The 22,987-nt window shown below is 67.0% G+C and carries 21 protein-coding genes and 2 pseudogenes; 6 read left to right on the top strand and 17 right to left on the bottom strand.

Translation table 11 applies throughout. The features are described 5' to 3' along the window. Position 1 precedes the first annotated feature (1 nt). Positions 2 to 142: a hypothetical protein gene (locus tag IW248_RS06320; protein WP_196926094.1), complete on the top strand. Its 141-nt coding sequence runs from the start codon at positions 2 to 4 to the stop codon at positions 140 to 142. A gap of 920 nt (positions 143 to 1,062) precedes the next feature. Further along, entirely contained in the window at positions 1,063 to 2,220 is a 1,158-nt protein-coding gene (locus IW248_RS06325; protein WP_196926095.1) for a cellulose binding domain-containing protein, read from the top strand. A gap of 370 nt (positions 2,221 to 2,590) precedes the next feature. Here IW248_RS06325 and IW248_RS06330 read toward each other — a convergent pair whose 3' ends face one another. Continuing rightward, entirely contained in the window at positions 2,591 to 3,118 is a 528-nt protein-coding gene (locus IW248_RS06330) for a GNAT family N-acetyltransferase (RefSeq protein ID WP_196926096.1), read from the bottom strand. Positions 3,119 to 4,420: 1,302 nt separating this feature from the next. Between IW248_RS06330 and IW248_RS06335 the strand changes: the two genes are divergently transcribed. Continuing rightward, on the top strand, positions 4,421 to 4,804 hold the full coding sequence (locus tag IW248_RS06335) for a hypothetical protein (protein WP_196926097.1): 384 nt from the start codon (positions 4,421 to 4,423) through the stop codon (positions 4,802 to 4,804). Positions 4,805 to 5,124: 320 nt separating this feature from the next. On the opposite strand, the gene asnB is transcribed toward IW248_RS06335, so the two are convergent. The 12 genes from asnB to IW248_RS06390 all read right to left on the bottom strand — a co-directional run bounded on the left by asnB (position 5,125) and on the right by IW248_RS06390 (position 17,184). Beyond that, positions 5,125 to 6,975 (bottom strand): asparagine synthase (glutamine-hydrolyzing), encoded by a 1,851-nt coding sequence (gene asnB / locus IW248_RS06340; RefSeq protein WP_196926098.1) that lies wholly within the window; start codon positions 6,973 to 6,975, stop codon positions 5,125 to 5,127. A gap of 53 nt (positions 6,976 to 7,028) precedes the next feature. Beyond that, entirely contained in the window at positions 7,029 to 7,844 is an 816-nt protein-coding gene (locus IW248_RS06345) for a maleylpyruvate isomerase N-terminal domain-containing protein (protein ID WP_196926099.1), read from the bottom strand. Positions 7,845 to 7,905: 61 nt separating this feature from the next. Further along, positions 7,906 to 8,970, bottom strand: a complete 1,065-nt coding sequence (locus IW248_RS06350) for a methyltransferase (protein WP_196926100.1) — start codon at positions 8,968 to 8,970, stop codon at positions 7,906 to 7,908. A 43-nt stretch (positions 8,971 to 9,013) separates the two neighbouring features. Continuing rightward, on the bottom strand, positions 9,014 to 10,675 hold the full coding sequence (gene menD / locus IW248_RS06355) for a 2-succinyl-5-enolpyruvyl-6-hydroxy-3-cyclohexene-1-carboxylic-acid synthase (RefSeq protein WP_307787790.1): 1,662 nt from the start codon (positions 10,673 to 10,675) through the stop codon (positions 9,014 to 9,016). Positions 10,676 to 10,695: 20 nt separating this feature from the next. Beyond that, positions 10,696 to 11,589, bottom strand: coding sequence for an alpha/beta hydrolase (locus IW248_RS06360; RefSeq protein ID WP_196926101.1), 894 nt, complete (start codon positions 11,587 to 11,589; stop codon positions 10,696 to 10,698). A 37-nt stretch (positions 11,590 to 11,626) separates the two neighbouring features. Continuing rightward, entirely contained in the window at positions 11,627 to 12,895 is a 1,269-nt protein-coding gene (locus tag IW248_RS06365; RefSeq protein ID WP_196926102.1) for a beta-ketoacyl-[acyl-carrier-protein] synthase family protein, read from the bottom strand. Next, positions 12,895 to 14,538: a class I adenylate-forming enzyme family protein gene (locus IW248_RS06370; protein ID WP_196926103.1), complete on the bottom strand. Its 1,644-nt coding sequence runs from the start codon at positions 14,536 to 14,538 to the stop codon at positions 12,895 to 12,897. The genes IW248_RS06365 and IW248_RS06370 overlap by 1 nt, the downstream gene beginning before the upstream one ends. A 174-nt stretch (positions 14,539 to 14,712) precedes the next feature. After that, positions 14,713 to 14,949 (bottom strand): acyl carrier protein, encoded by a 237-nt coding sequence (locus tag IW248_RS06375; RefSeq protein ID WP_196926104.1) that lies wholly within the window; start codon positions 14,947 to 14,949, stop codon positions 14,713 to 14,715. After that, positions 14,946 to 15,197: an acyl carrier protein gene (locus IW248_RS06380; RefSeq protein ID WP_196926105.1), complete on the bottom strand. Its 252-nt coding sequence runs from the start codon at positions 15,195 to 15,197 to the stop codon at positions 14,946 to 14,948. The genes IW248_RS06375 and IW248_RS06380 overlap by 4 nt, the downstream gene beginning before the upstream one ends. A 96-nt stretch (positions 15,198 to 15,293) precedes the next feature. Beyond that, entirely contained in the window at positions 15,294 to 15,575 is a 282-nt protein-coding gene (locus tag IW248_RS32910; protein ID WP_372431926.1) for a hypothetical protein, read from the bottom strand. Beyond that, entirely contained in the window at positions 15,572 to 15,859 is a 288-nt protein-coding gene (locus IW248_RS33855; protein WP_372431928.1) for a hypothetical protein, read from the bottom strand. Before IW248_RS33855 ends, IW248_RS32910 begins: the two co-directional genes overlap by 4 nt. An 884-nt stretch (positions 15,860 to 16,743) precedes the next feature. Further along, positions 16,744 to 17,184 (bottom strand): hypothetical protein, encoded by a 441-nt coding sequence (locus IW248_RS06390; protein ID WP_196926106.1) that lies wholly within the window; start codon positions 17,182 to 17,184, stop codon positions 16,744 to 16,746. Positions 17,185 to 17,329: 145 nt separating this feature from the next. Here IW248_RS06390 and IW248_RS06395 point away from each other — a divergent pair, with 145 nt between their 5' ends. From IW248_RS06395 to IW248_RS06405, 3 genes are all read left to right on the top strand, one after another. Continuing rightward, positions 17,330 to 17,614 (top strand): hypothetical protein, encoded by a 285-nt coding sequence (locus IW248_RS06395; RefSeq protein ID WP_196926107.1) that lies wholly within the window; start codon positions 17,330 to 17,332, stop codon positions 17,612 to 17,614. A 3-nt stretch (positions 17,615 to 17,617) separates the two neighbouring features. Further along, the gene (locus IW248_RS06400) at positions 17,618 to 17,920 is read left to right on the top strand and encodes a hypothetical protein (RefSeq protein WP_196926108.1); all 303 of its coding nucleotides are present in this window, start codon (positions 17,618 to 17,620) and stop codon (positions 17,918 to 17,920) included. A gap of 392 nt (positions 17,921 to 18,312) precedes the next feature. After that, complete coding sequence (locus IW248_RS06405) at positions 18,313 to 20,157, top strand: NACHT domain-containing protein (RefSeq protein ID WP_196926109.1); 1,845 nt, start codon at positions 18,313 to 18,315, stop codon at positions 20,155 to 20,157. A gap of 368 nt (positions 20,158 to 20,525) precedes the next feature. Here IW248_RS06405 and IW248_RS06410 read toward each other — a convergent pair whose 3' ends face one another. The 4 genes and pseudogenes from IW248_RS06410 to IW248_RS06420 form a co-directional block, all read right to left on the bottom strand. Continuing rightward, the gene (locus IW248_RS06410) at positions 20,526 to 20,741 is read right to left on the bottom strand and encodes a hypothetical protein (protein WP_196926110.1); all 216 of its coding nucleotides are present in this window, start codon (positions 20,739 to 20,741) and stop codon (positions 20,526 to 20,528) included. A gap of 118 nt (positions 20,742 to 20,859) precedes the next feature. After that, complete coding sequence (locus tag IW248_RS06415; protein ID WP_196926111.1) at positions 20,860 to 21,306, bottom strand: SHOCT domain-containing protein; 447 nt, start codon at positions 21,304 to 21,306, stop codon at positions 20,860 to 20,862. 667 nt (positions 21,307 to 21,973) lie between these two features. Continuing rightward, positions 21,974 to 22,176: pseudogene (locus IW248_RS33860) on the bottom strand (IS3 family transposase); the annotation flags it as partial. 9 nt (positions 22,177 to 22,185) lie between these two features. Next, positions 22,186 to 22,644, bottom strand: a pseudogene (locus tag IW248_RS06420) (IS5 family transposase); the annotation flags it as partial. Positions 22,645 to 22,987 lie beyond the last annotated feature (343 nt).

Raw genomic sequence — 22,987 nt, forward strand, 5'->3', positions numbered from 1 at the left:
CATGCCAGTACTGGTTCGGCATGCGGTGGTGGTGCTTCTGGCAGAACTCAGCGAGACCTTCCGTGATCTTGAGGCGCGTGAGCGGTTGGCCTTCGAAGTTCGTGTTGACCGCCAGCAGTTGGAGCTCGGGATTCCAGCCTGAGTGGTCGAACGCCCAAGCGTCCCAGGCCGCGTAGGTGTGGATGACGTGCCGCTGGCCTGGGAGGCGCATCGCGGTTATGTCGATGGACCTGTCTGGATAGAAGTCCCGGCAAGCCCAGGCGAGGATGTGACAGGCGCCGGCAGCGAAGAAGGCCTGGTCTGTCCGGTCCCATGCGACCCGTTGGTCTGATCGCTCGATGGGCGTTCGACGAAACGCTCCCGCTGCTCTGGCTGCCACAGCCCGGACGGTACTGGATGCGCCGACACATCCGATCATGTCCGACGGGGCGTCGCGGTGAGTAACCGGCTGTGACGCCGAAGCCGTCCGGTCGCGCCGAGTTGAGGGTATGCGCGTCAACGTGGTGAATCAGCAACAGCTTTCCGGGCGAGCAGATACCCCTGCGCGGGGCTGTCCGGCCCATCGGCGGGGACGCCGCCCTAGAAACGGTGGTGAAGCCAGCGTCCGTGACGTTTTGTTCCATCTCCTGCGGGGTCTGCCAGTAAAGGTCGAACTCGACACCAAGATTGGCGCTGCGGCCCGCACGTCGGACCTGACTGCTGCCGGCCTTGAACGCGGTCACCAGATAGCCGCCCGGCTTGATGACGCGATACAGCTCGCCAAAGGCCGCTTGTCGCGATCCGCGCGACTGCGGCTTAACTGTTGGGCCCCGGTTGAGCCGTTTCGGGGGCTCGCTGACGATGAGCGGGCTCCTCGGAGCCTGGCCCGGCTCCAACGGTGCTGCCATCCCTGGATTAGTGATGTGCGTACCGGCGCCGCACGCGAAGTCGTCCAGGACCTGGCGGTCAGTCGCGGTCCAGGCGGGAAGCTGCGCTATCCACTCTTCTGCCTGCTCGGCGCTGTGGCCGCTACCGATCAGCCATGGGCGGGCTGTCCGTTGTCCTGCCGGCGGCAGGACTGCCGTGCGTGCCTTGACAGGAAGGCGGAGCAGCAGGACAGTCGACTTATTCATAGACGTCCAGCTATCTACGGCGAGGTGTGCCATGCGGAAGTCGCTGACTGCTGTGGCCGCCATCGCTGTTGCCATGGTCGCGATGATGGCCGCGATCTCACACGCCAGTGCGGCGAACACGGCGGCCGGGTGTCGGGTGAACTACGTCGTCACCAGCCAGTGGACCGGTGGCTTCCACGCCGACATCGCGGTCACCAACTTGGGTGACCTAGTCAACGGGTGGACGCTGCGGTTCGCGTTCCCTGCAGTCGACCAGCGGCTCACGCAAACCTGGAGCGCCACCTGGGCCCAGGCGGGCCAGCAGGTCAGCGCGACCAATCTGGGCTGGAACGCGACCCTGGGCACCATTGGCTCCGCGAACATCGGTTTCGTTGGCGCCTGGTCGGGCAGCAACCCCATACCGGCGTCGTTTACGCTCAACGGCGTCACGTGCACCGGCGGCGTCCTGCCCAGCGTGACGCCGACCCGGACGACCACACCGCCGGTCGCTGACTACCCGGCGATCGTCACCTGGCTCAGCCCGACCGCCGGCGCGGTGTACACCACGCCGGGAACCGTCCCGCTGGCGGCGACCGCGACCGTGGGAGGCGGACACAGCATCACCTCGGTGTCGTTCCGGGTGGACGGCGTCACGGCGGCCCGGGGGGTGAGGACGACCGGTGACCGGTACGAAGCGCTGTGGACACCACCGATCGGGGAGCCCGGCACCAGCACCACCTTCGTGCTGTACGTCTCGGCCGGCACCGACCAGTCGCTGCCTGGCGCTGCGCCGCCGCTGCTGGTCACGGTGGTGACGCCGGCGTCCACCGGCACCAACCAGCCGCCGGCGGCGGCGCTGAGCACCCCCGGCGGGCAGACCTACTTCCTCGAACCGACGACCGTCACGCTGGTCGCCGACGTCGCCGACACCGATCCCGGGGACCTCGTCACCCGGGTGGAGCTTTACCTCGGCGCAACCCGGCTGGCCGTTACGCCGACCAAAAGCGGACAGCGCTACCAGTTCCAGACGGCCCTGTCGGCCGGCACGTCGTCCACCTTCACCGTGCGGGTCCACGATTCCCACGGCGGCCTCGGCATCTCGAACCCGCTGACCTTCACCATCCGTTAGCGCCTCGGCCCGGTGTCCCCACCCCTGGCGTCGCCTAGTCGTGATCCGGCTTCTGCCGCACTCGGCTGGCAAGTGAAGGTCAGCCGGACCGGCACCAGAGGGCCGCATAGACGCAAGGTGGTCGGCAGACGTCGCGTGCGCATCAAGGCCGACGCCATTGCGCAACTGCCGGACCTCGTCAAGGTGGCCCGTCGCTGCTCATCACCAGCGACGGTGCGGGCGCGCCTCCCACGCCCTGACCGACTGCTCGCCGGCCTGAACCAGGGCAAGGGCGTCAGCGCGCAGTGCTCGAAGGGGGTTCGAGATCGACAAATGTAGCCGGTTAAGTGTCCGTCCATTGTCCTGGCCACCGTATGGTTGAGTGCGGTGGTCAGCGCGCCGCAGTTGCGGCGAGCCGTAGGAAGACGCAGTCGATGCCATCTGGACCGGGCCGGCGGTTGCCGTCGGGCTTCCAGCCGAGTTTGCTGTAGAAGGACTGTGCGCGGGTGTTGCGTTGCCAGACCTCAAGCAGTCCTGTCGGCAGGGCAGAGTCCGTGAGGTAGTCGACGAAGCTGGTGTGCAGGCGGGCGCCGATGCCGTTGCCCCAATGGCTGGGTATTACGTGGATCTGGTAGAGCTGGCCCACCGTGCGGGCGTCTATGGTCGGCGAGTTTGGGCGTCCCATGCTCAGGATGCCGACGACCATGCCGTCTTGAGTGGCGCACTTCACCACCCGGCCCGGTGAGTGGATGGCGCGGGCCCACCCGTCATGGCGTTGCTGCGTCTGCGCCGGGTCGGCGAGGTCGTCGGGGCTGATTCCTCCGGCGATGTAGTAGGCGGTGCGCGCTTGAGTGTGCACCTCGACTATGCCTTCGACATCTACAGGCGTGGCCTGTCGGATCATCACGGGGGTACCCATGCCTTCTGGTCCCATCTGCCAGTCTCGATTTATCCTGCTGGCTTGCGGCCGACAAGGTTGGCCTCAGCCCCTCAGTGAGGGCAAGCCGTATCGTGGGTCAGGAACGAGAAGTGCCCTCTGATCTGGGAAGATCTGGCTTGTCTAAGGCCCGGATCGTCCATCACAGAGAGCACTCACCGGACGCAGGCTACCGCAGCACGTCCGAAGATCCTTGGGGTCACGGGTCGTCGCTCATCACCAGGCCAGGTCTTCCCTACATTGATGCCGGCCGTGCAGTTCCGCCCGCCGGAACAGAAGTTAGCCCCGTCAGCTGAGACACCGATCCCACCCGCGACGCGGTGGCCAGCGCATCCTCGGTGGTGACCTCTTCGGCAGGCACGGAGGCGTCAACGACCCTCGGGTCGGGCTGCTGAGCCGCTGGTTGCGGCCACCAACCCTCTGCTGGCGCTCGGTGATCGGGCAGGCGCAGGCTTTGGTCGCTCGGCGGGTGGTAACTTACCGACCCCTTCATAGACGAGAAACGAGATTCGGCGTGATCGACTCCGAAAACGAGACCGGTTCCTCCGCGGGCTCGAAGCCTCCGCGGCGATGGGTTGGGGTGGCGGCGGCATCCGTCGTGCTGCTGGCCCTGCTGGGCGGTGGAGCCGCTTATTGGCAGTTGGCCGACCGTGGGGATGAGGATCCGGGACTGACGGGGTGCCGGTCAGCGGGGGTGTTGGTTCGGGCAGGGCAAGGGGACGTTGTGCCGGCCGATGAGGTGCAACGGGTGGGTGCGCTGTTCGAACGCTCGGCTCACGATGACTTGAAGTCCGCTGGCGTGTTTGCGGCGGGGATGGTGCAGCGGGTGCAAGACGCTCGCAGCACCGGCCCCGGAGCTGACCTTAACCGTGCCGAGTTGGGTCGAGCTCTTCCCCGCATGGCCTCCGCCTGCGAGAGCTACCAGATCAGGGTCAAGGCATAGTTCAGTCGTCGGCGATTGGTTGACGCCGGATCATCGCTTGGTCGGTCTTCATGGTCCAGCGATGTGACGGGCGCGGGTGCCCGTGCGCTCGCACGTTCTAGTCAGCCGCTGGGTAGCGGTCGCCCCATTTGTCAGCGAAGTCGTCGGACACGGCCCTGGCGGCGGTGGCGTTGACGGCGGTGTAGATCGATCTGATGTCATGCTTCAACTCGCGCTGGTGGACACCGGACAACCCGCCGTGCATTCCCACTACGCCGAAGACCACTGACCGCACCGACAGCGTCCGCACATGCCGCAAGGCCGGGTGAACCCCTTGTGCGGCAGTCGTTCAAAATTACGCCATGGGCGCTTCTGACGTTGTAGCGGTCGATCTCACTGCAGACGAGCGGTTCCTGTTGAGCCGAGGGCTGGGTGAGTGGGGCGGACCCGCGAGCCCAACGGAGGATTTCGCCCGGGCCATGGGGTTCGACAGCAAGGAGGACCTGTGGCGGGGCGAGGGGCGCAGACTGCGAGAGGCGCTGGATTCCGGGGGGCCGCTGACGAGGTCGCAGTGGCGAAAGGCGTTGCTGGCCCTTGAGATCGTCTTCTCGAGCGACGTAATCGGTTCGGGCTGCGACTGGTCAATCACCACTGGCATCTCTGATGAAGAGACGATCAAGCTCCTGCGAGTGGTGCAGCGAAAGTTGGGCCGCGTAATTTGGTCGGCCGCCGACGGCCCGGTGTGAGCCCGGTTGGGGGGAGCAGGTTGGGAGCAGCGGGCTGCCCTGAACGGCCGTGAACTGCGTCCAACGGCATCGAACGGCGCTCAACCGCACCCGCCCCTACCTGCGGTTTCACGTTGCCGCAGGTCAGAGTCGGTGCAGCGTCCTGTTTCACACCGAAGAGGTCCCTGGTTCGATACCAGCATCGCCTACCCTCAGTGAGTGCAGCTCAGAAGCCCGTTTCCGGAATAGTCGGTAACGGGCCTTGCTGCATGTCCGGCTTACATTGGGAGCAGATTGGGAGTAGGCCGGTCGGGTCGGACTCCGGGGTGGTGGAGCGCCGGTCAGTTCAGCTCCAGGCGTACGGGATAGCGACTCAACCACTCGTTGAGCCCCAGCAGCATCTCCACGCCGCGCCGGGCCACCGCCAGGGCGCCGCCCTCGAGCTTGGCACCGGCGAGTGCGCGGGCGCGGTTGTCGTCGAGCAGTGCCCGCACCGGCGCGCCGGGGTCGGTCAGCACGGCCCTGGCCCGGTCGGCCAGCATGCGCTCGTAGGCCGGGTCCTGAGTGCTCGGGTAGGGGCTCTTGCGCCGGGCCACCACCGAGGCGGGCAGCACGTCGGCGGTGGCGGCGCGGAGCAGGCTCTTCTCCCGCCCGTCGAAGGACTTGAGGCTCCACGGGACGTTGTAGACGTACTCGACGAGCCGGTGGTCGCAGAACGGCACCCGCACCTCGAGGCCGTGGGCCATGCTCATCCGGTCCTTGCGGTCGAGAAGCACCTGCACGAACCGGGTGAGGTTGAGGTAGAACATCTCGCGCATCCGGTACTCCTCCGGCGACTCGCCGGGCAGGTGGTCGACCTCGGTCAGCGCCTGCCGGTACGCCGCGTCCTGGTAGCCCGGCAGGTCGAGCTTCAGATCGGGCGCGAACAGGCTCGGCGGCCGGGAGTCACCCGCGGCGGCACGGACCGCGGCCACCCAGGGGAACGTGTCCGCACGGATCACGGCCGGATCGTGGAACCAGGCGTAACCGCCGAAGACCTCGTCCGCGGACTCGCCGGACAACGCCACTGTCGACCGCTCCCGGACGGCGCGGAAGAGCAGGTAGAGCGAGGTGTACATGTCGCCGAGCGCGGGGGGTACGTCGGCCGCGGTGAGCACGCCGGTGCGGTAGAGAGGGTCCATGAGGGCGGGCGAGTCCAGCACGATGTCGGTGTGGTCGGAGCCGACGTGCTGCGCGACCTCGTGCACGAACGGCGCGTCGGGCGTCAGATGCATCCCGGTCTGCTGGAAGTGCTCGGTCTGCCCGGCGAAGTCGACAGCGAACGAGCGCACCGGCCCGGCACCCTGCGCCGCGAGGGCGCGGGCGGCCAGTGCGGTGATCGCCGACGAGTCGAGGCCACCGGAGAGCAGCACGCCGAGCGGCACGTCGGCGATGAGCTGCCGCTGAACGATGTCGTCGAGCAGCTCGCGCACGGTCCGTACGGTGGTGTCCCGATCGTCGGTGTGCTCCCGGGGGGTGAGGGACCAGTAGCGGCGGGCGCGCAGCCCGGACCGGTCCACCCGGACGATCTCGCCGGGGCGCACTTCGCGCAGGTCCCGGTAGATGGCGTGTCCGGGCGTCTTGGTGAAGGCGAGCAGCTCGCGCAGCCCGTCGGTGTCGACGACGGCCGGCACCTGCGGGTGGGCGAGCACGCCTTTGGGCTCGGAGGCGAAGACCACGCCGTCCGGCATCGGCCGGTAATAGAGCGGCTTGATGCCCATGCGGTCACGGACCAGCAGCAACGCCTGCTCGCGCGGGTCCCAGAGGCCGAAGGCGTACATGCCGTTGAGGTGCTCGGCGAAGTTTTCGCCCCACTCCAGGTAGGCGTGCAGGACCACCTCGGTGTCGCTCTCGGTGCGGAACTCGTGGCCCAGCCCGCGCAACTGGGTGCGCAACTCGCGATAGTTGTAGACCTCGCCGCTGTAGGTGATCACGGCGATGGCGGCGCCGTCGTGCTCGACGGTCATCGGCTGCGCCCCGGTCGACAGGTCGATGACGGCGAGCCGCCGGTGCCCGAGGCCGGCATGCTCGTCGAGCCACACGCCCTCGGCGTCCGGCCCGCGCAGACTCATCGTCGCCGTCATCGCCCGCAGCACCGCGCCCTCGCGGCGCAGGTCACGGGCGAAGTCGACCCATCCGACAACTCCACACACAGTATGCCTCCCGTTGATCGATCAATCGTGGTGATGGTTACCGGTGCGAGCGCTCATGGTCTGGTGACCACAGTGCCGAAGGTGGTGGCGAGCCAGGGCTTGCGACCGCCGGCCAGCACTCTGCCGCGGGCGATCTGGCCCCACTGGCCGGTGCGACCGAAGCCGACCTTGAGGAACGCGGCGGGGTCGGCGGAGATCCAGCAGTCCGGCCTGGCCTGTGCGGTCGACCTGCCGGTCACCGCGGTCCCGTGGTCGATCTCCACCAGATAGCGCGGGCCGCCACGCAACCTGATCTCGATGCTCGCGCGGACGTTCGCGGCGCGTTTCCGGTTCAGGTATCGCGGCATCATCGTCAGTACACCGTCGAGCACCAGCAACGCGTCCGACCGGTCGATGCGCCACGGCTGTCCGCTCGCCCGCGCGATGTCCAGCCCGTGCACGACCAGTTCGCCGAGCAGCGCCGAGCTCATCGTCGACCAGCTCAACGCGAGGCCGTTGCTGACGATCAGCGGTTGCGCCGGCGGCTCCACGGCCAGGAATCCCGTCACCGCCGGCAGCAGCCGATCGGCCAGCGAGGCGAGGTCACGATCGGGATCGGTACGCAACTGCGCGGCGTTCGCGTCGGTGTTGCGCCGCGACGGGTGGTCGCCCGCGGCGGGGTTGTTCCGTCCCTGCGCGTACGCGGTGTAGTCGACGAACTCGTTCACCAGGTGCGCCGCGGTCTCGCCGACGGTCCAGCTCAGCCCGGGAACCATGGCGTCCGAAGACTTCGCGGCCCGGATCACCGCTGCCGCGCGAACAGCACCACTGCGGATCGCGCCGGACAATGCCGCTCGTTCGGCATCGGGCACAGCGTTGATCTCCGGCATGAGTCATCCCATCGTTTCGTCGAGCGGACACCGATCGCCTGATCATCGACTGCTGCGGGTCTCACACCGCGACGGCCTCGATCGCGCTCTCGGCCCGCGGATCGTGCCGGGACGCCGGGTGTACGGCCACCACATCGAAGCCGCTGCGGCCGATCAGCTCCCGGTACTCACCGTCGGTCCGGTTGCGCCCCTCCACCATGGCCAGCATGAGCAAATCGAAAATCTTGGCCTGGCTCGGTCCGGGGCCGTCCGGGACCACCTTCTCCAGCACCACCAGGCGCGCTCCGGGTCGCATCGCCTCGCGTACGGTCCGCAGGATGGCGAGGGCCTTGTCGTCGCTCCAGTTGTGCAGGCAGCGCGCCAGCAGGTAGAGATCGCCATCGCCGGGCACCCGGTCGAAGAAGCTGCCTTCCACCAGTGTCACCCGGTCCGCGACACCGGCCTCGGCGAAGCGGGTGCTCGCCTGCCGGATCGCCTCCGGCAGTTCGAGCAGGACGCCGCGGGTCTCCGGCCGGCCGGTGAGGAGGGCGGCGAGCAGCGCGCCGTCGCCGCCACCGACATCGACCATGGTGCCGACCTCGCCGACGTCACACCGCGACAGGGCGGCGGGTACCGTCCGATGGCTGCCAAGGGCGGCGTGGAACGTACGCGCGACCTCGGGGTGAGTGGCGAGGTAGGTGTACATGGGCTGCCCGTACGCCTGGTCGAAGGCCGGGGTGCCGGTCCGGACCGCGTGCGGCAGCTCGGCGAAGGAGCGGAACACCTCCTCGCCCAGCATGATGGCGCTGGCCCGGGCGGATTCGGGCACGTCGCTCCGTAACAGCGAGCCAGCGCCGGTGAGCTCGAACGTCTCGCGTTCCCGCTGGGTGAAGAGTCCGACGGAAGCCAGTGCCCGCAGCAGGCGCAGCAGCGCGTCCGGATCGGCGCCGCACCGCGCGGCCAGGTTCGGCGCGGTCTCCGGACCGTCCGCCAGCAGGTCGGCGATGCCGAGCTTCGCGACCGTGTAGCAGGCCTGGCCCAGCCACGCTCCGGAGAGCAGGCTCTGTACCAGCGCGGCGTCACTCGGTCGTACCCGTGGCGGGGCCGCCGCCACTGTGTGGTCCGGTTGAGCGTGGAAAGTCGACATCATTTCCCCCAGCGGGCAGACGTGGAGTGAGTGGAAGCTCCGCTCACAGGGCCGCTCCGACGGCGGACATGACGGCCACCGTGAGGCGCCGGTGCAGCGAGGCGTTGTCCCGGCGATCGGTGACCACCTCGATCAGCCGGGGACCGGGCTGGTCGAGCACCGCGAGCAGCTCGGCCGTGCCGGCGGCCCGCGTGTACGGCCAGCCAGACGCCGCCGCCACCTGTTCGAAGGAGACGCCGTGCGGCGTACCGAAGAGCATCTCGAAGTCGTCGATCGGCCGCCGCACCGGGAGCAGCGAGAAGATGCCGCCGCCGTTGTTGTTGACCACGACGATGGTGAGGTCCGGCCGCGGTGAGCCGAGGCCGGTGATGAGTCCGTTCTGGTCGTGCAGCAGCGACAGGTCGCCGAGCAGCGCGTAGGCTCGGCCGCCGCCCTGCGCCTGGTGCGCCAGCGCGGCACCGATCGCACTGGACACCGCTCCGTCGATGCCGTTGAGTCCCCGGTTGGCGAGGATCCGGACGTTCTGACGCGGTCGCATGGTCTGTTCCAGATCGCGAATCGGCATGCTGGAGCCGGCGAAGAGCAGCGACCCGTCCGGGATCGCCGCCACCAGGTCGCGGGCGATGCGCGGCTCGCTGAGATCGGTACGGTCCAGCATCACGTCGAGCGCGCCACTGGCGGCCTTGTCGGCGTCCTGCCACCGGCGCAGCCAATCCGGATCCTGGTCACGCAGCCTCGGCGTACCGAGCCGGGACAGCACCTCGGTGGCGCCGCGGGTGGGGTCGGCCCAGTCAGCGGACGGATCGACGACGAGATGGTCGCGGGCCTGACCGAGGTAGTCGAGAACCGCGAGGTGGACGCCGGGCCGCCCCATGGTGATCACCATCTCCGGCTCGGCCCCCTTCCGGAACTCCCGATGACTGAGCAGGTCGCCGTACGTCCGGATGGCGTTGGCACCGTAGCGCGCACCGCTCTGCGGCTCGGCGAGCAACGGCCATCCGGCCTGCTCGGCGAAGGTGACAGCGGCGTGCGGATCGCTCGCGCCGTCGCCGACGACGATCACCCCGTGGGCGGGCACGTCCAGCGTGCGCGGCGCCTCCGGAGCATGCCGGACCCGGGTCCAGGGTTCCCCCGGTGGGCGCGCCGACGCCAGGAGGGCCGCCTCGTCCGGCAGTGGGGCCGGTGCGTCGTACGGCTCGTGGAGGCCGAGGTTGAGATGCACCGGCCCGTGGGCGCAGCTGCCGAGGGCCCGGGACACCGCGGATCGCCAGTACCGCACCGTGGCCGTGGTGGGTGGCTCGGTGTTCAGTTCGGTGTAGTGGGGCGTCGCCCTCCCGTACAGCCGTGCCTGGTCGGTCGCCTGGTTGGCTCCTGTGCCGCGCAGCGCGGGCAGCCGATCGGTGGTGATGACGACCAGCGGCACGCGGCTGTGCCGGGCCTCCAGCACGGCGGGATGCAGGTTGGCTGCCGCCGTCCCCGACGTGCACACCACGGCGGCGGGGCGTCCGCTCGCCCGGGCGAGCCCCAGCGCGAGGAAGGCCGCGGACCGTTCGTCGATGCGTACGTGCAGCCGCATGCCCGGGCACTGGTGGACGGCGTGCGCGAGCACTCCGGAGTGCAAGCCGGGCGAGGCGACCACGTCGGTGACACCGCACCGCGCCAGTTCGTCGGCGACGGTGCTGGTCAGGGGATCCGAGAAGTGCACGATGTCCTTTCCGGAGACGATCAGTCGTCGGCTTCGGGAGCCAGAGCCAGCGACGCCGGTCTCGGCGTCTCGTCCACGAACTCGACCACCGCCTGCACCACCTCACGGGCGATGAGAATGCGCTGGTGGCCCAGCCGGTCGGTGACGAGCAGCCGGGCTGGGCCGGCGTAGTCGGCGATGAGCCGGTTCGCGTGATCCATGCCGACCGTGGTGTCGGAGCCGTCGTGGATCACGAGCATCGGGACGGCGGCCTCGGCTCGCGCGCCGGGCGACCGCTGCCCGCCGCCCTGCCCGGCCGAGAAGACCTCCTGCTGGACGCGCCGGTGCAGGCGGCGCACGACCCGTTCGTTCACCCCCAGCCGCCGGTGGAACTCGTCGACCAGGAACCCGAGGTCCGCGACACCGCTGATGGCCACGAGTCTCCGGGTCCGCACGCCGTTGTGTACGGCGAGCAGAGCGCACTGCACGCCGTACGAATGGGCGACGATCGCCTCGAAGGTTCCGAAGCGCCGCTGCACCTCGTCGATGACGCGGCCGTACTCCGCCACGGTGGTGGCCTCGCCGCCCGAGTGGCCGTGGCCGGGGGCGTCGAAACTCAGCGGGCTGTACCCGTGGGCGAGCAGCTGGGGAACGAAGGAAGCGAACCGTGACGCCCGCGAGCGCCACCCGTGCAGCAGCAGCACCGGCTTCACGCCGTCACCCCAGCGGTACGTGACGACCCGTTTCCCCCTGACCACCACGACGTCCCGGATGGCCGACGCGTGCACCTCCTGTTCGGTGACCCGCAGGTTCGCCCGCTTCCAGGTCTTGCAGAAGGTGACGTACGCGCCGTGGCCGGCGAGCGCCGGCGCTATCCAAGACGCGATGTTGAGGCCCGTCCGGACGGACGAGGCGGTCAGTAGTCTCCTGGCCATCGTGACGGCTCCTTCCGGATGTCGGGCTCGGCGCGGGTCAGCCGTCGGTCACCGCGGTGCGATGACGGCGCGTGCTGGCCTCACCCATGAGCAGGCTCACGTTGTGGCCGCCGAAGGCGAAGGAGTTCGATATCGCGTTGCGCACCCGGCCGGTGCGCGGCTGCTTCCGTACGTGGTCCGCCTCGCACTCGGGGTCGACCTCGTCCAGGTTGTACGTCGGCGGCAGCACGCCCCGGGACACGGCCAGCGCCGTGATCGCGGCCTCCACCGCACCTGATCCGCCGAGCAGGTGACCGGTCACCGACTTGGTGCTGCTGACCGCCGGCGATACCGTGCCGAAGACCGTGCGCAGTGCCTTGACCTCGGCCACGTCACCCAGCTTGGTGCTGGTTCCGTGCGCGTTCACGTAGTCGACCTCGCCGGGTGGGAGGTCGGCGCGACGCAGGGCCGCCGCCATCGCCTTGGCCGCGCAGGCGCCGTCCGGAAGGGGCGTCGTCGGCCGGTACGCGTCGGTCGTGACACCCCAGCCCAGCAGGTCGGCGTATCCGGCCGCGCCCCGGGCGTCCACGTCGCTGGCTCGCTCGACCACCAGGATGCCCGCGCCCTCGGCGAGCACGAAACCGTTGCGGCGCACGTCGAAGGGACGGCTCGCGGCGGTGGGATCCGACCACCGCGTCGCCAGCGCGCCGCCGTGCCGGAAGCTCAGCGAGCCGGTCGGGTTCAGTGGCGCCTCGGACGCTCCGCAGATCACCATGTCGGCGTCCCCGTGTGCGATCAGGCGGAACGCCTCCACTATCGCGTGGGCGCCGGCCGAGCACGCCGTCGACATGGCGGAGCTGAAGCCGTGCGCTCCGTACTGGATGGCGATGCGGGCCGCCGCCATGTTCCCCAGGAAGCCCGGCAGCATGTACGGGCTCACCGCGGTACGGCCGCGGGCGGCGTACGCGTGGCTCTGCTCCTCGAAGATGTCCAGGCCGCCTGCACCGCTGCTGACGACCACGGCCACCCGGTCGGGATCCACGTCGGTGCCGACGGTCAGCCCGGCGTCGGCCATCGCGTCCGCGGCGGCGGCGAGAGCCATCAGCACGAACCGGTCGACGAGCCGACCCTCGGCGGGGGGTAGCACCTCGGACGCGTCGACCGCCGGCGCGAAGCCGGCGTATTCGATGGCCGGGGCGAGCCGATGGTCGGCGGGCACCTGCCGGATACCGGACTTGCCGGCGCAGACGGCATCCCACACCGTATCGACGGCACGCCCGACCGGGGTGAACAAACCGATGCCGGTGATGACGGGACGGGCACTCATCACCGCACCACCGCCGCGGCTGTGCCGAGCAGTTCCCCGCTCAGAAGCCGGTCGCGCAGCAACGCCTTGCGCACCTTGCCGGTGGCACCGAACGGCAGCACACCGTCGCCGGCCGTCAGTACGCCTGCCACGGTCGCCGCCACCGGGGGTTCGAGCGCCGCGGCCACCTTCGCCACCAGGTCCGGCTCCGGCTCGCCGCCGTCATGCAGCGTCAGCAGAATCACCGTACGGACCTCGCCGGGCTCACCGACGGCCACCACCGTGCACTCGAGCACCTCCGGGCAGGCGGCCAGGACGCGCTCCTCGGCGAGGGCGGTGTACACCCAGTTCCCGTCGCCGATGTCGACCGCGTCGACAAGCCGGTCGACGTGGAAGAAGTAGCCCGCCTCGTTCCGGAAGACCAGGTCCCCGGTGAGGAAGTAGCCGTTGCGGCGGGTCCGGTAGGTCAGCTCCGAGTCGTTCCAGTAGCCGAGCGAGAGGGTGGGCGCCTTGATGCCGAGCTGACCGACCTGCCCGGCCGGTAGCTCGCGGGCTTCGTCGTCGTACACCACGGCGTCCGTGTAGACGTGCGGCCGGCCAATGCAACGCCGGTACCGATCGGTGTCCGGGGTGTGCGTGATGAAGAACTGCGAATGACCCATCTCCGAGGAGCCGAGCCCGTCGATGAAGACCGAACCGGCCTTCTGGGTCACGCCCTCGCTCGTCATCACGTACCGCCGGCCGGCGCCGACGAGGTGACGGATGTGCGGCTCGTGCGCGCAGTCCCCGGTGTTCCACCAGGCCTGCACCGAGCTGAGGTCCCGGGTGGCGAGGTCAACGCCGGCCAGATCCGACCACGTCGCCGAGAAGCCGAGCACGCTGATCGGGCGCCACTTTTCGATCACGTCGAGGACGTACGCGCCGTTCTGCCGGGAGCACAACGCCAGCTCCACGTGATTGCACAGCGCCACGCTGAGCGCGATCACCATGGCCGCGTGCCCGGGCGGCAGGATCACCAGCATCCGGTCCAGCGCCGCCGCCTTCGGCAGGGTCAGGCGGTGCCGTACGGCCGCGAAGAGGCTGTGGTGCGAGTGGGCCACAGCCTTGGGCAGACCGGTGGTCCCGGACGAGTGGGTGATGACGACCGGATCGTCGGGGTGGTGCTGGAACGGCGGTGGCGCCAGCCGCGGGTCGCCGGCGCCGAGCGTCGCGACATCGACCATCGACTGGCTGGCGAGCCCTTCGTCGCGCAGTGCTTGCCGGTGCGCCGCGTCGGTGATGACCACGGGCGAGGCCAGCCGCTTTCGGATGTACTCGGCGGCGAGACCACTGCCGAGGTTGCCGTTGATCAGGGCCGGAACGGCGCCGATCCGGGCCAGCGCGAGGAAACACAGCGCCTGGTCGGCCGCGGCGCGGACGTAGACCGCCACCGGATCCCGCGGCCTGATGCCAAGCCGGTGCAGCTCGGCGGCTCGGGCGGTGACCCGATGCTCCAACTCGTTCAGCGACATCGGCTGCCAGGGCGGGTGGTCGTCCACCGGGGTGTCGAAGGTCAGCGCCGGGTCGTCCAGCCCTTCACCACGCGTGATCAGCGTGGTCAGCAGGTTTCCGGTGCCCAGCGCCGGATCCGCGGCGAGCTCGGCCCGCATTCTCTTAACGTCCATGTCTCGGCTCCCTGGGAGATGTCGTGGGGGCGTTCGTCAGCACGGCCGGACGCCTCGCGAGCAGCACGCCGGGGGCGCCTAGTCCGCAGGCGGTCATGACGTCCAGACCGGTGATCGATACCGGACGGCACCGGGGCGGCGCGACCGCTTCCGCCTTCCCTGAGGCCATCTCGATCATCCGTCCAGCGACTGTCGGAGCAGATGGGCAACTTTGTCCACAGTGGACATTTGGAGCAACGTGTCGTCGGGCGGATCGAGCTCGACCCCGTACCGCTGCTCGACCTGATGGATCAGCCAGGCCAACTCGAGCGAGGCGATGGCGTCGGCGTCCTCCTCGTCGGCCGTGCGCTGGTGATATTCGGCGAGGATCTCGATGACGCCCTGCCGGTCCAGAGACACGGCAACGGTCATTTCTGCTCCATGCGCGCGGTGATCTCATCCGCCAGGTCACCCACGGTCATCATGGCCAGCCGCTCGGCCTCGTCCTCGTCGAACCGCACGCCGTAGGCGTCCTCCACCTGAATGGAGACCTCGGCGACCGCCAGGGACTCCAATTCCAGACCGTTGGCGCCCAACGCCGTTTCCCGAGTCACCGAGGAGGTGTCATAGTTCATGCTCTTGAGCGCGTCGACAAGAAACGCGAATACGTCGACAGACATACGAATTCCCTTCGGTCGGCATGGCGCGACGGCGTGATTCGGCGTGCCATTTTCGGTGAACTTTCGGCTACCTCGGAGCGTGCGCTGCCCAAGCCGTCAGCGGACAGCGGCCTCCCGTGCCACGCTGCGCAATGCGGCTGGATCCTGGACGATCTTGCCGGTGGCGGTGCGGGGAAAATCGCCCAGAACATACAGCGGACGGGGCCGCTTGTAAGCGGCCAGACGCTCGCCGAGGTCCGCCTGGATCTCCTCGGCCGTCAGGTCGACCTTCAGGCCACCGATGGAAACCTGCGAGTCCAGCCGGCCGTTCATGGTGAGCAGGCCGGGCGCCGGCTGAACGGCGGGGGCATGCTGGCCGGACAGATCGGTGGCGATCACCCCGCCTCCGTCATCCCGTACATGTTGCCGAAAAGCGTTGCCGGGTAGCGCTCCCGGAACGCATCCCGGAGGCCGCCGCGGAACACCCCGGCCGCCAGCATCGTGGTGATACTCGCCAGCGAAGGTGGCAGGCAGAGTGCCACCGTCCCGCCGGCGCGAAGCCCGGCGCCGTGCAGGTGGGTCTGGCTTTCCGTCACCAGGCTGCGCAGGGTTTCCCGGGTGATCGGCTGGTCGAGGGTCGGGCAGCGCTCGTCGTCGGGGCCGGCCAGGAGGACGTCGTCCACCCACGGGCCGTCCGGCGGGACCGGCCCGTCGGCTAAGAGCGAAACGGTATGCATATATTCCCCGTAATGTGATGACCTGCATGGATGCGACGGGCTTCGTTGCCTCGCACTCGATCGCAGCAGCGTCGAGCGGCGCACCCACATTCGACCGCACTAGATCACATAGACCAATCTGAATCGACCGTAGCAGCGGCCGTCTGCGGGAGTCAACTGTGGACACACGGTGGTCAAGTTCTGGACGCGCGATCGATCGATTAGGAAACATCGCGATAAAAAGGGGGCCTTCGGGGAGCGGGGCACCCGTGTAGCATCCGAGCCCACTCCCAGTGAAATGCAAATCGGCCAGCCAAATGTTCCGATCCCGGGAGTGCGTGACGCCAATGGACCCGCAGGTGGAGGCGCTGCGGCGACAACGCCGCGCCGACCGGGTCCCACCGCTCCACGAGATGAGCCCGCAGGAGGCGCGGATCGCCGACCTGGCCGACATCCGCGCCGACGCCGGCACGCCGGAACCGGTGGCGAGCGTCCTCGACCGCGAGATCCCCGGCCCCGGCGGCCCGCTTCCGATCCGAATCTACCGACCGTTCGGATCAGGCCCTTTCCCCGTGCTCGCGTACTTTTTTACGGCGGCGGCTGGACCCTGGGAAACCTGGACACCTCGGACGCGATTGGCCGTGCGCTCACCAACGGTGTGGGCTGTGTCACTGGTCCTTCGACGGCCCGACCTCTACGCCCGAGACACGCCGCGACCACGGTCGCCCAGGCCCGCAGCCGATGGGTGCCTGTCCGCTTTGAGCGCTGAGCAGCGCCGAGAGTCAGCGTCCCCCGTGGGTATTGCCGCACTCACGAGGACAGGCCCGACCGCGAAGTGTGGGCCCGGCGGCTCAGGCCGGGCTGAACTGGATGAGGACCGACGCGGTCGGCAGCTCGTCCGGAGCGGGTGGTGCCTCGGTGCGCCAGGCCAGCCGTACGTTCCATCGGCGGCCCGGCGGAAGGCGGTAGGCGTCGGCGATGCCGCCGGCCGTGCCGCTGGAGAACCCGAGGATGCCCGACTCGAAGACCACCTCGAGGACGTCGCTGCGGTCCCAGCCGGCCGGATGGAAGTCGGCCGGCCCGTCCCAGGTCTCCAGTCGGGTGTCGCTACCCAGCACCACGGCGTCGTCGATGTTCTCGACCACCACGTAGCCCGGCGTCGAGCTGACCCATTGATCGAGCTCGTGCGGCGGGGGCGGCACGTTGCGCCGGTCGTTGCTGTCGTCGATCATCGCGAACAGTCGATAGTCGACATCGACGTGCAGCTCGGTGTGCTCGACCAGCGCCGCCATGCTGACCCCTCCCCGCTCGGTCGACTACGAGGGTAGCGATCTCCCGCCGACCGCGTGTGTTCGCTTACCTACTCACCCTCGCTTCGACAGGTGTCGTTGGCTGAACTACTCCTGCCACCAGCTATCCAACGGGGGAGTTGCGCTGATGCGACGATGGTTCCTGCCTGTCACAATCCTGATGTCGATGCTCGTGGGCCTGATCCCGGGTTCTCCGGCCCGCGCCGAGCCGAACCCGGACCAGACGACCCGCAAGCTCGTTCCGTACGTCATCTCCGACCCGGATCTCATCGACCATCCCGAGCGGGTGAGCGAGGAGTTCCGCAAGAACCTGAACCTCGATAACCTCGGCGTCAAGCCGGCGACCGCCGATGGGCCCTCGGAGTCGACCAGGGCGCGGCCGCGAGCCGCGGCGGCCGGTCCCGAGAGCTAAGTGGTGGACTCCGGGCGTTTCCCGCGCGGGTCGCTGCCGGACGACGTGTACGACTACGCGACGCGCGAGCAGTGCGAGGAACACAGCGACGAGGCCAAGCGCGAGCAGGGCTGGATCAAGACCCGGTATTCCTACTGTCAGAGCCACATGGTGTACATCGGGGCGATCGAATGCGGGCTGTTCCCGCCGTCGTGCCGGTTGAGCGGTGAGTACCTCTCGCAGAACATGCTGCGCGGCGAGGGCAAGCAGGGCGGCCACGCCTCGCCAAGCATGATCGTCTCAGGCTCATCCGCAACAGGTCAGTAGCCCCCCGAAATCGTCGATTTTGATGGCTCGTTGAGTCAAACGGGGGACGTTTGCCGACTCACCGTCCGTTCATACCGATGACAATGCACCGAGCGCTGTCACAGGTAGAGTTCGTTCTACGTGTCGGATATTCGACTCGGCTCATTCCATCCCACCTGCATCTGATAGACGTACAAGAAGCAAACCATTGTTTCTAGGCCGCAAAAAGGACGACAATGCAGGGTCGGGCTAAGCTAGTAACAATTGATGTCGTGCTAACGATGCTCGCCGGCCTGGCCTGCAACGCCGTAAGCGAGCACATCCCCGCACCCTTCAATAGTCCGCAGGTATTGTGGCCAGTCTTGGCACTATTGGCGACTACGCTAACCGTGTCGGCGGTGTGGATCGCGAGAGTGTCTGAGGCCAGAGCCGTAGCGGAGCCGGGTCGGCAGCGGTTGGAGTTCGCCAAGCAGGTCAAGTATCGTCTCATGGACCAAGGCCTTGATGTGATTTACGAGAAGTCTCCGCGGATGGAACTCAACCTTAGCGTTTCGTCTGACACCTCGCCTTCCTCTTCGTCAATCGTTGATATATTCGCCAATGCGCGTGTGCTTTTGATATACGGCGAAGCTGGCGCAGGCAAGACCGTGGCGTTACTTGAACTCGCAAGAGATCTGCTAGCTAGGTTCGAGTCCGATCCCCGTCAGCCTATTCCAGTGGTGCTCCACCTCGCATCATGGCCCGAAAAACAACCGCCATTCCGAACTTGGCTAGCGAGTGAAGTGTCAAGGTCGTATCTTGTTCCGCTCGTCGTTGCCAAGGCATGGATAGACGAAGACGTCATTCTGCCTCTTTTGGATGGAATTGATTCGGCTCCCGGTCACTGTCGATCTAGGCTGATCCGATCTATAAATGAGTATGTAATAGCCGGACCAAAGCGTCTGGCCTTGACTGGTCGGACAGAGGAGATCAACGAATGCGAGGTCCGACTAGCGGTTATCGAGGAGGTGGAGATCCTCCCCCCGGACGAGCGTCAGGTACGCAATTATTTGAAGTCTCTGAAGATGAAGCGCCAGGATATTGCGCAACTAGTTCCTATATGGAAGAACGAGGCGCTACTGACTACGCCATTGATGCTAAGCATCGCTTCGCAGGTTGGTCTCACAGCCATCAAAGGCGCTTTCAGCCTGGATGGCAAGGCAGCCTGCGCCCGCGCCGCCATCTTCGATGAGTATCTAGACCGGATGTTGCCGCAGGTAAGATTCACGCATGCGAACCAGGAAGGGTCAGAGGGAATAGGCCGGACTGGCCCAAATGATGAGCGCCATCATAACGCGACCTTCGCGCAACTTTCCACCATTGCCCGCTGGATGAAGGACAGCGCCCAGGTTGAGTTTCATATCGACAGGATTCAGCCTTCGATTCTTTCCGCCCCCAGACTCTGGAGCGCAGTCATGGCGGCCTACTGGTTCATGGTTGGGTTCACGCCAATCGCCCTGTCGATAGCGATCGTAACAATCACTGCTCCTGCCAAGGCAACCGCTGATGATCGAGGCTTCATCACATCGATGTCTCTACTGGGTGCCGGATTGGTTGGACTCTTGATGGTCCTGGCGGGCTTGCTGTCGAGGCACGATCGAGTTGTGAGAAGCTCTTATCAAAGTATTCTTAATGGCGCGCCGCGGCGGGGCCTCCATTGGACAATTCTACTGACCGAGTCCACGACTTGGTCCTGGCGAACGGCCCGGCAACGGGCACCACTCTTTGGTTTTATATTACTCGCTCAGACACCAATGTACTTCCTACTCGATCTACATGGACCAGAAGGAGCGGTTTGGGCGGCTTCCCTGCTCGTCTTGTTCTCGGTAGGAGTTGGCAGGACACCGGGTCTTCTTCAGCGCCGACCCAGGTTCAATGAAGGTGTCACTCGAACCATAAAGCGTATTTTTCCATACTCTGCATTGGTGTTCCTGTACGGCTTCTGGGTTTTCTTCAAGTTCGGTGGACTGTGGGCCGGTGCGGCCTTTGGCACGACAATGTTCGTCATGGCAGCAATGCTTGGTGGCTATCCAGTTGTGCAGCATTACCTTCTCCGAATGCTGCTTGCATTGCGCGGCGATATTCAATTTCAAATCCGAGAATCTCTCGAGAGTTGCGTAGAGCGCAACATCTTGAGGCGATGCGCTGGTGGCTACAGGTTCATTCACCCTCTCTTTCAAGAACATTTTGCGTCCCGTCAATTGGGCGAGCGCGATTAGGTAACCGTTTAGACTCGCAGGAAAGTTTGCTCGGCTGTCCACGACGTATCCTGATCTGCTGCGGATAACAAGCGGTCCCGCACGGTGGGGCAGCCACTCCAAATGGCCCGCAGCCGGGACGCCCAGTGCTGACGCTGACAGTGCGGGGCGGATCCCCGTCCCATACCTGATGGGTCCTGATTTGGCCCTGCCGTAGACATGTCCACGACAGAATCTTGCAGGTCATGACACGACGAGGTATCAGCCCTGGATATAAACGGCGAACTGCTGGTCTGGGACACCCAACGCGGGCGGTCCGACCTTTCGCTGTTGCAGCGTCGACTGACAGTCAGTCGCAGGCTGCCAGAGATCGTCCGGAAGTACCCGGCTCATTGGTCGCATTCGAGCTGCTCCGCGATGGACGAGGTGTCGAGCTCATTGCAGACCGGCGATCGGGACATCGCGCTGGGCTGGGTCTCGACCTGGGCGTCGCCGCCCGCAGTGTTGACCGATCTGTCCTGCGGGCTGGTGTTGCCGGTGGGCGGGCCATCGCGGTCGACGATCTGGCGGGTCTGCCCGGATATCGACGCGTGGGCTCTGGACACCGCGATCGCGTGTGGACGGCGGCCCGCCGGTCCGGTCCGGCTGGGGTCACCAGCGACCCCTCACCACCGGTGAGGGGTCGTTGGCCGTGCCCGTTCGCTTAATGCTTGGTCGTGTGGGTCAGCCCAACAGCTTCTTTTTCTGGGCGAGAAACTCCTCTGGCGTCAGGACGCCAGCGTCCCGGAGCTGCGCCAACTTGGCGAGCTCGTCGGCGACCGAAATTCCCGGTTGAGGCGATGCTACTGCCGCCTGAGACGACTTGCCGAAGTCTGGATGGCCGCGGAACCACTGCTCAATCTTCTCGGCCGTTCCGTAGTTCACTGGGACTTCAGCGAGGGTCGTGCCGGAACCTTGGACAGTCAGAACCTGCTGCATCGACGATGCCTTGAGTCGCTTCTTGTCGTCCCGGGTTACCTTGCGAACCGAGAATCCAGAGATGTCGCGCATCATGACTCTGAAGGCGGATAGCAGCTTCCCCGTCGGCCGGTACTCGACGCTGCCATCCGGGTACTCGAGGATGCTGCCGTTACCGAAACCCAATCCGTGTGAAACCGGCTTCTCGGCCATTGAGTGCTGCCTCCATCTGTCGCCGCGAGGAAACTTTATATCAGGCTCCAAGCTGTAGGAGGGATGGCTGCACCGGAGGGCATAGGGGCTGTTGTTTGTGCGGTCTGTCGCCGGGAGAGCCGGTCACCGCCGCGAGCCAGGCTTGAGACGCGACGTCATCACCAACGCAAACGCCCTGTCGGCCCCCCGTTACCCCCGAGAAACCCCGCCTGTGATTGACAACCAGTGACAAGTAGCGATCATCGCTTCATCGTGTCTGTGCAGCTCAATGCCTATTCCTGACGGTTGATGACAAGGTCGGAATGGCTACGTTCGGTAACAAGGGGTTTTGACAAGCAATGACAAGCCTTGAACGAGGCTCGACATGAGGTTCTCTTGGGTTCAAGGCCCTCGCTTCTCCGAGCGCCGGGTGCGGGGCCGGGCGGCCCGGGCTCGTGCTGCCCAGAGCGAGGCGCGGCGAGTGGCCGCGCTTGCGCACGATGGAGTACATCGTTGGGCTGAGGGCCAGTCATGCACCACCCGTTAGTTATGCTCGCCCGCCGACTGAGCCCGCCTTCCGGTCGGTCTCAAACTACCCGTCCGCGCGGTGCCCGCTGTCCGAGTCGGATCTGCCTTGCCGCCCGCAGCATCTACTGATCATCGATGCCCGGTCATACAGGGGTGTCTTGGTAGGAACGTAGGTGAAGTCGGCGACCCGCAACCGGCTTGGCCGGTCGGTGACGAACCGGCGTTGCACCAGGTCCGCCGGCCGCATGGCGTGATCGTCGGCGACGGTGGTGCGTCGGGTCTTGCCCCGCACAACCCGCGCAAGCCGAGCTGCCGCATCAGGCGTTCGACGGTGCGCCGGGCGACCGGGATGCCGTGGCGGTTGCCGCCGGTCAGCGCCGTGGCGAGGGGAATGCCGCCCGCGTCGGTGATGACGTGGTGTTCCGAGCCTGGCTTGCGGCGGTCGACCGGGGCTCGGACCGGTCTTGAGCCGCCGTTGAGCGTCCGGACGTGGGAGCCGTCGATCACCGCCCTAGACATGTCCAACTGCCCGGCGGCCCGGCGTCTGCCCAGCAGCACCTCGTGCAGACGTTGCCACACGCCGGCATCGTTCCAGTCCCGCAACCTGCGCCAGCAGGTCATCCCCGACCCGAAGCCCAACTCTTGGGGCAGGTACTCCCATGGGACCGCGGTGTAGAGCACGAACAGGATCCCGCACAACACCTTGCGATCATCCAGCGGCTTGCGACCGGGGTAGCGGCGCCGACGAGGTGGTCGGGGTGGCAGCAAAGGTCCGATCGCGGCCCACAGTTCGTCCGAGACGATCCACGGCGGCTGCTCACCCCTCCTCACGTTCAGACAGAACGATCCTCACGTCCCGAGGACACGCGCAACATCATCTCGTTAGGAGCTCTTAGTCGGTGGTGTCGTCGCCCCGAACGTAGGCCCCTGCGTCGATACCGCCGTCGGGTCGCAATCCCGATAATCCATTGAAGATAAAGACCGCCTTCGATAGCGTCCCGAACAGCGTACGACGGGGGCTTCGACGGCTGACTGCCGTCGCTGCACGTACGGATCCTAAGAACGGTATGCCCCTTTCGGTCTCGCTCGCAGTGGTTGCTGCACGGAAGGGAGAAGCCAGGCGCGGCATGCCGGCGTAGTCGCCGCATATCGGCGTTCGAAAAGGGATGCACGC

The sequence above is a fragment of the Micromonospora ureilytica genome (genome assembly GCF_015751765.1).
Taxonomy (GTDB): Bacteria; Actinomycetota; Actinomycetes; order Mycobacteriales; family Micromonosporaceae; genus Micromonospora; species Micromonospora ureilytica.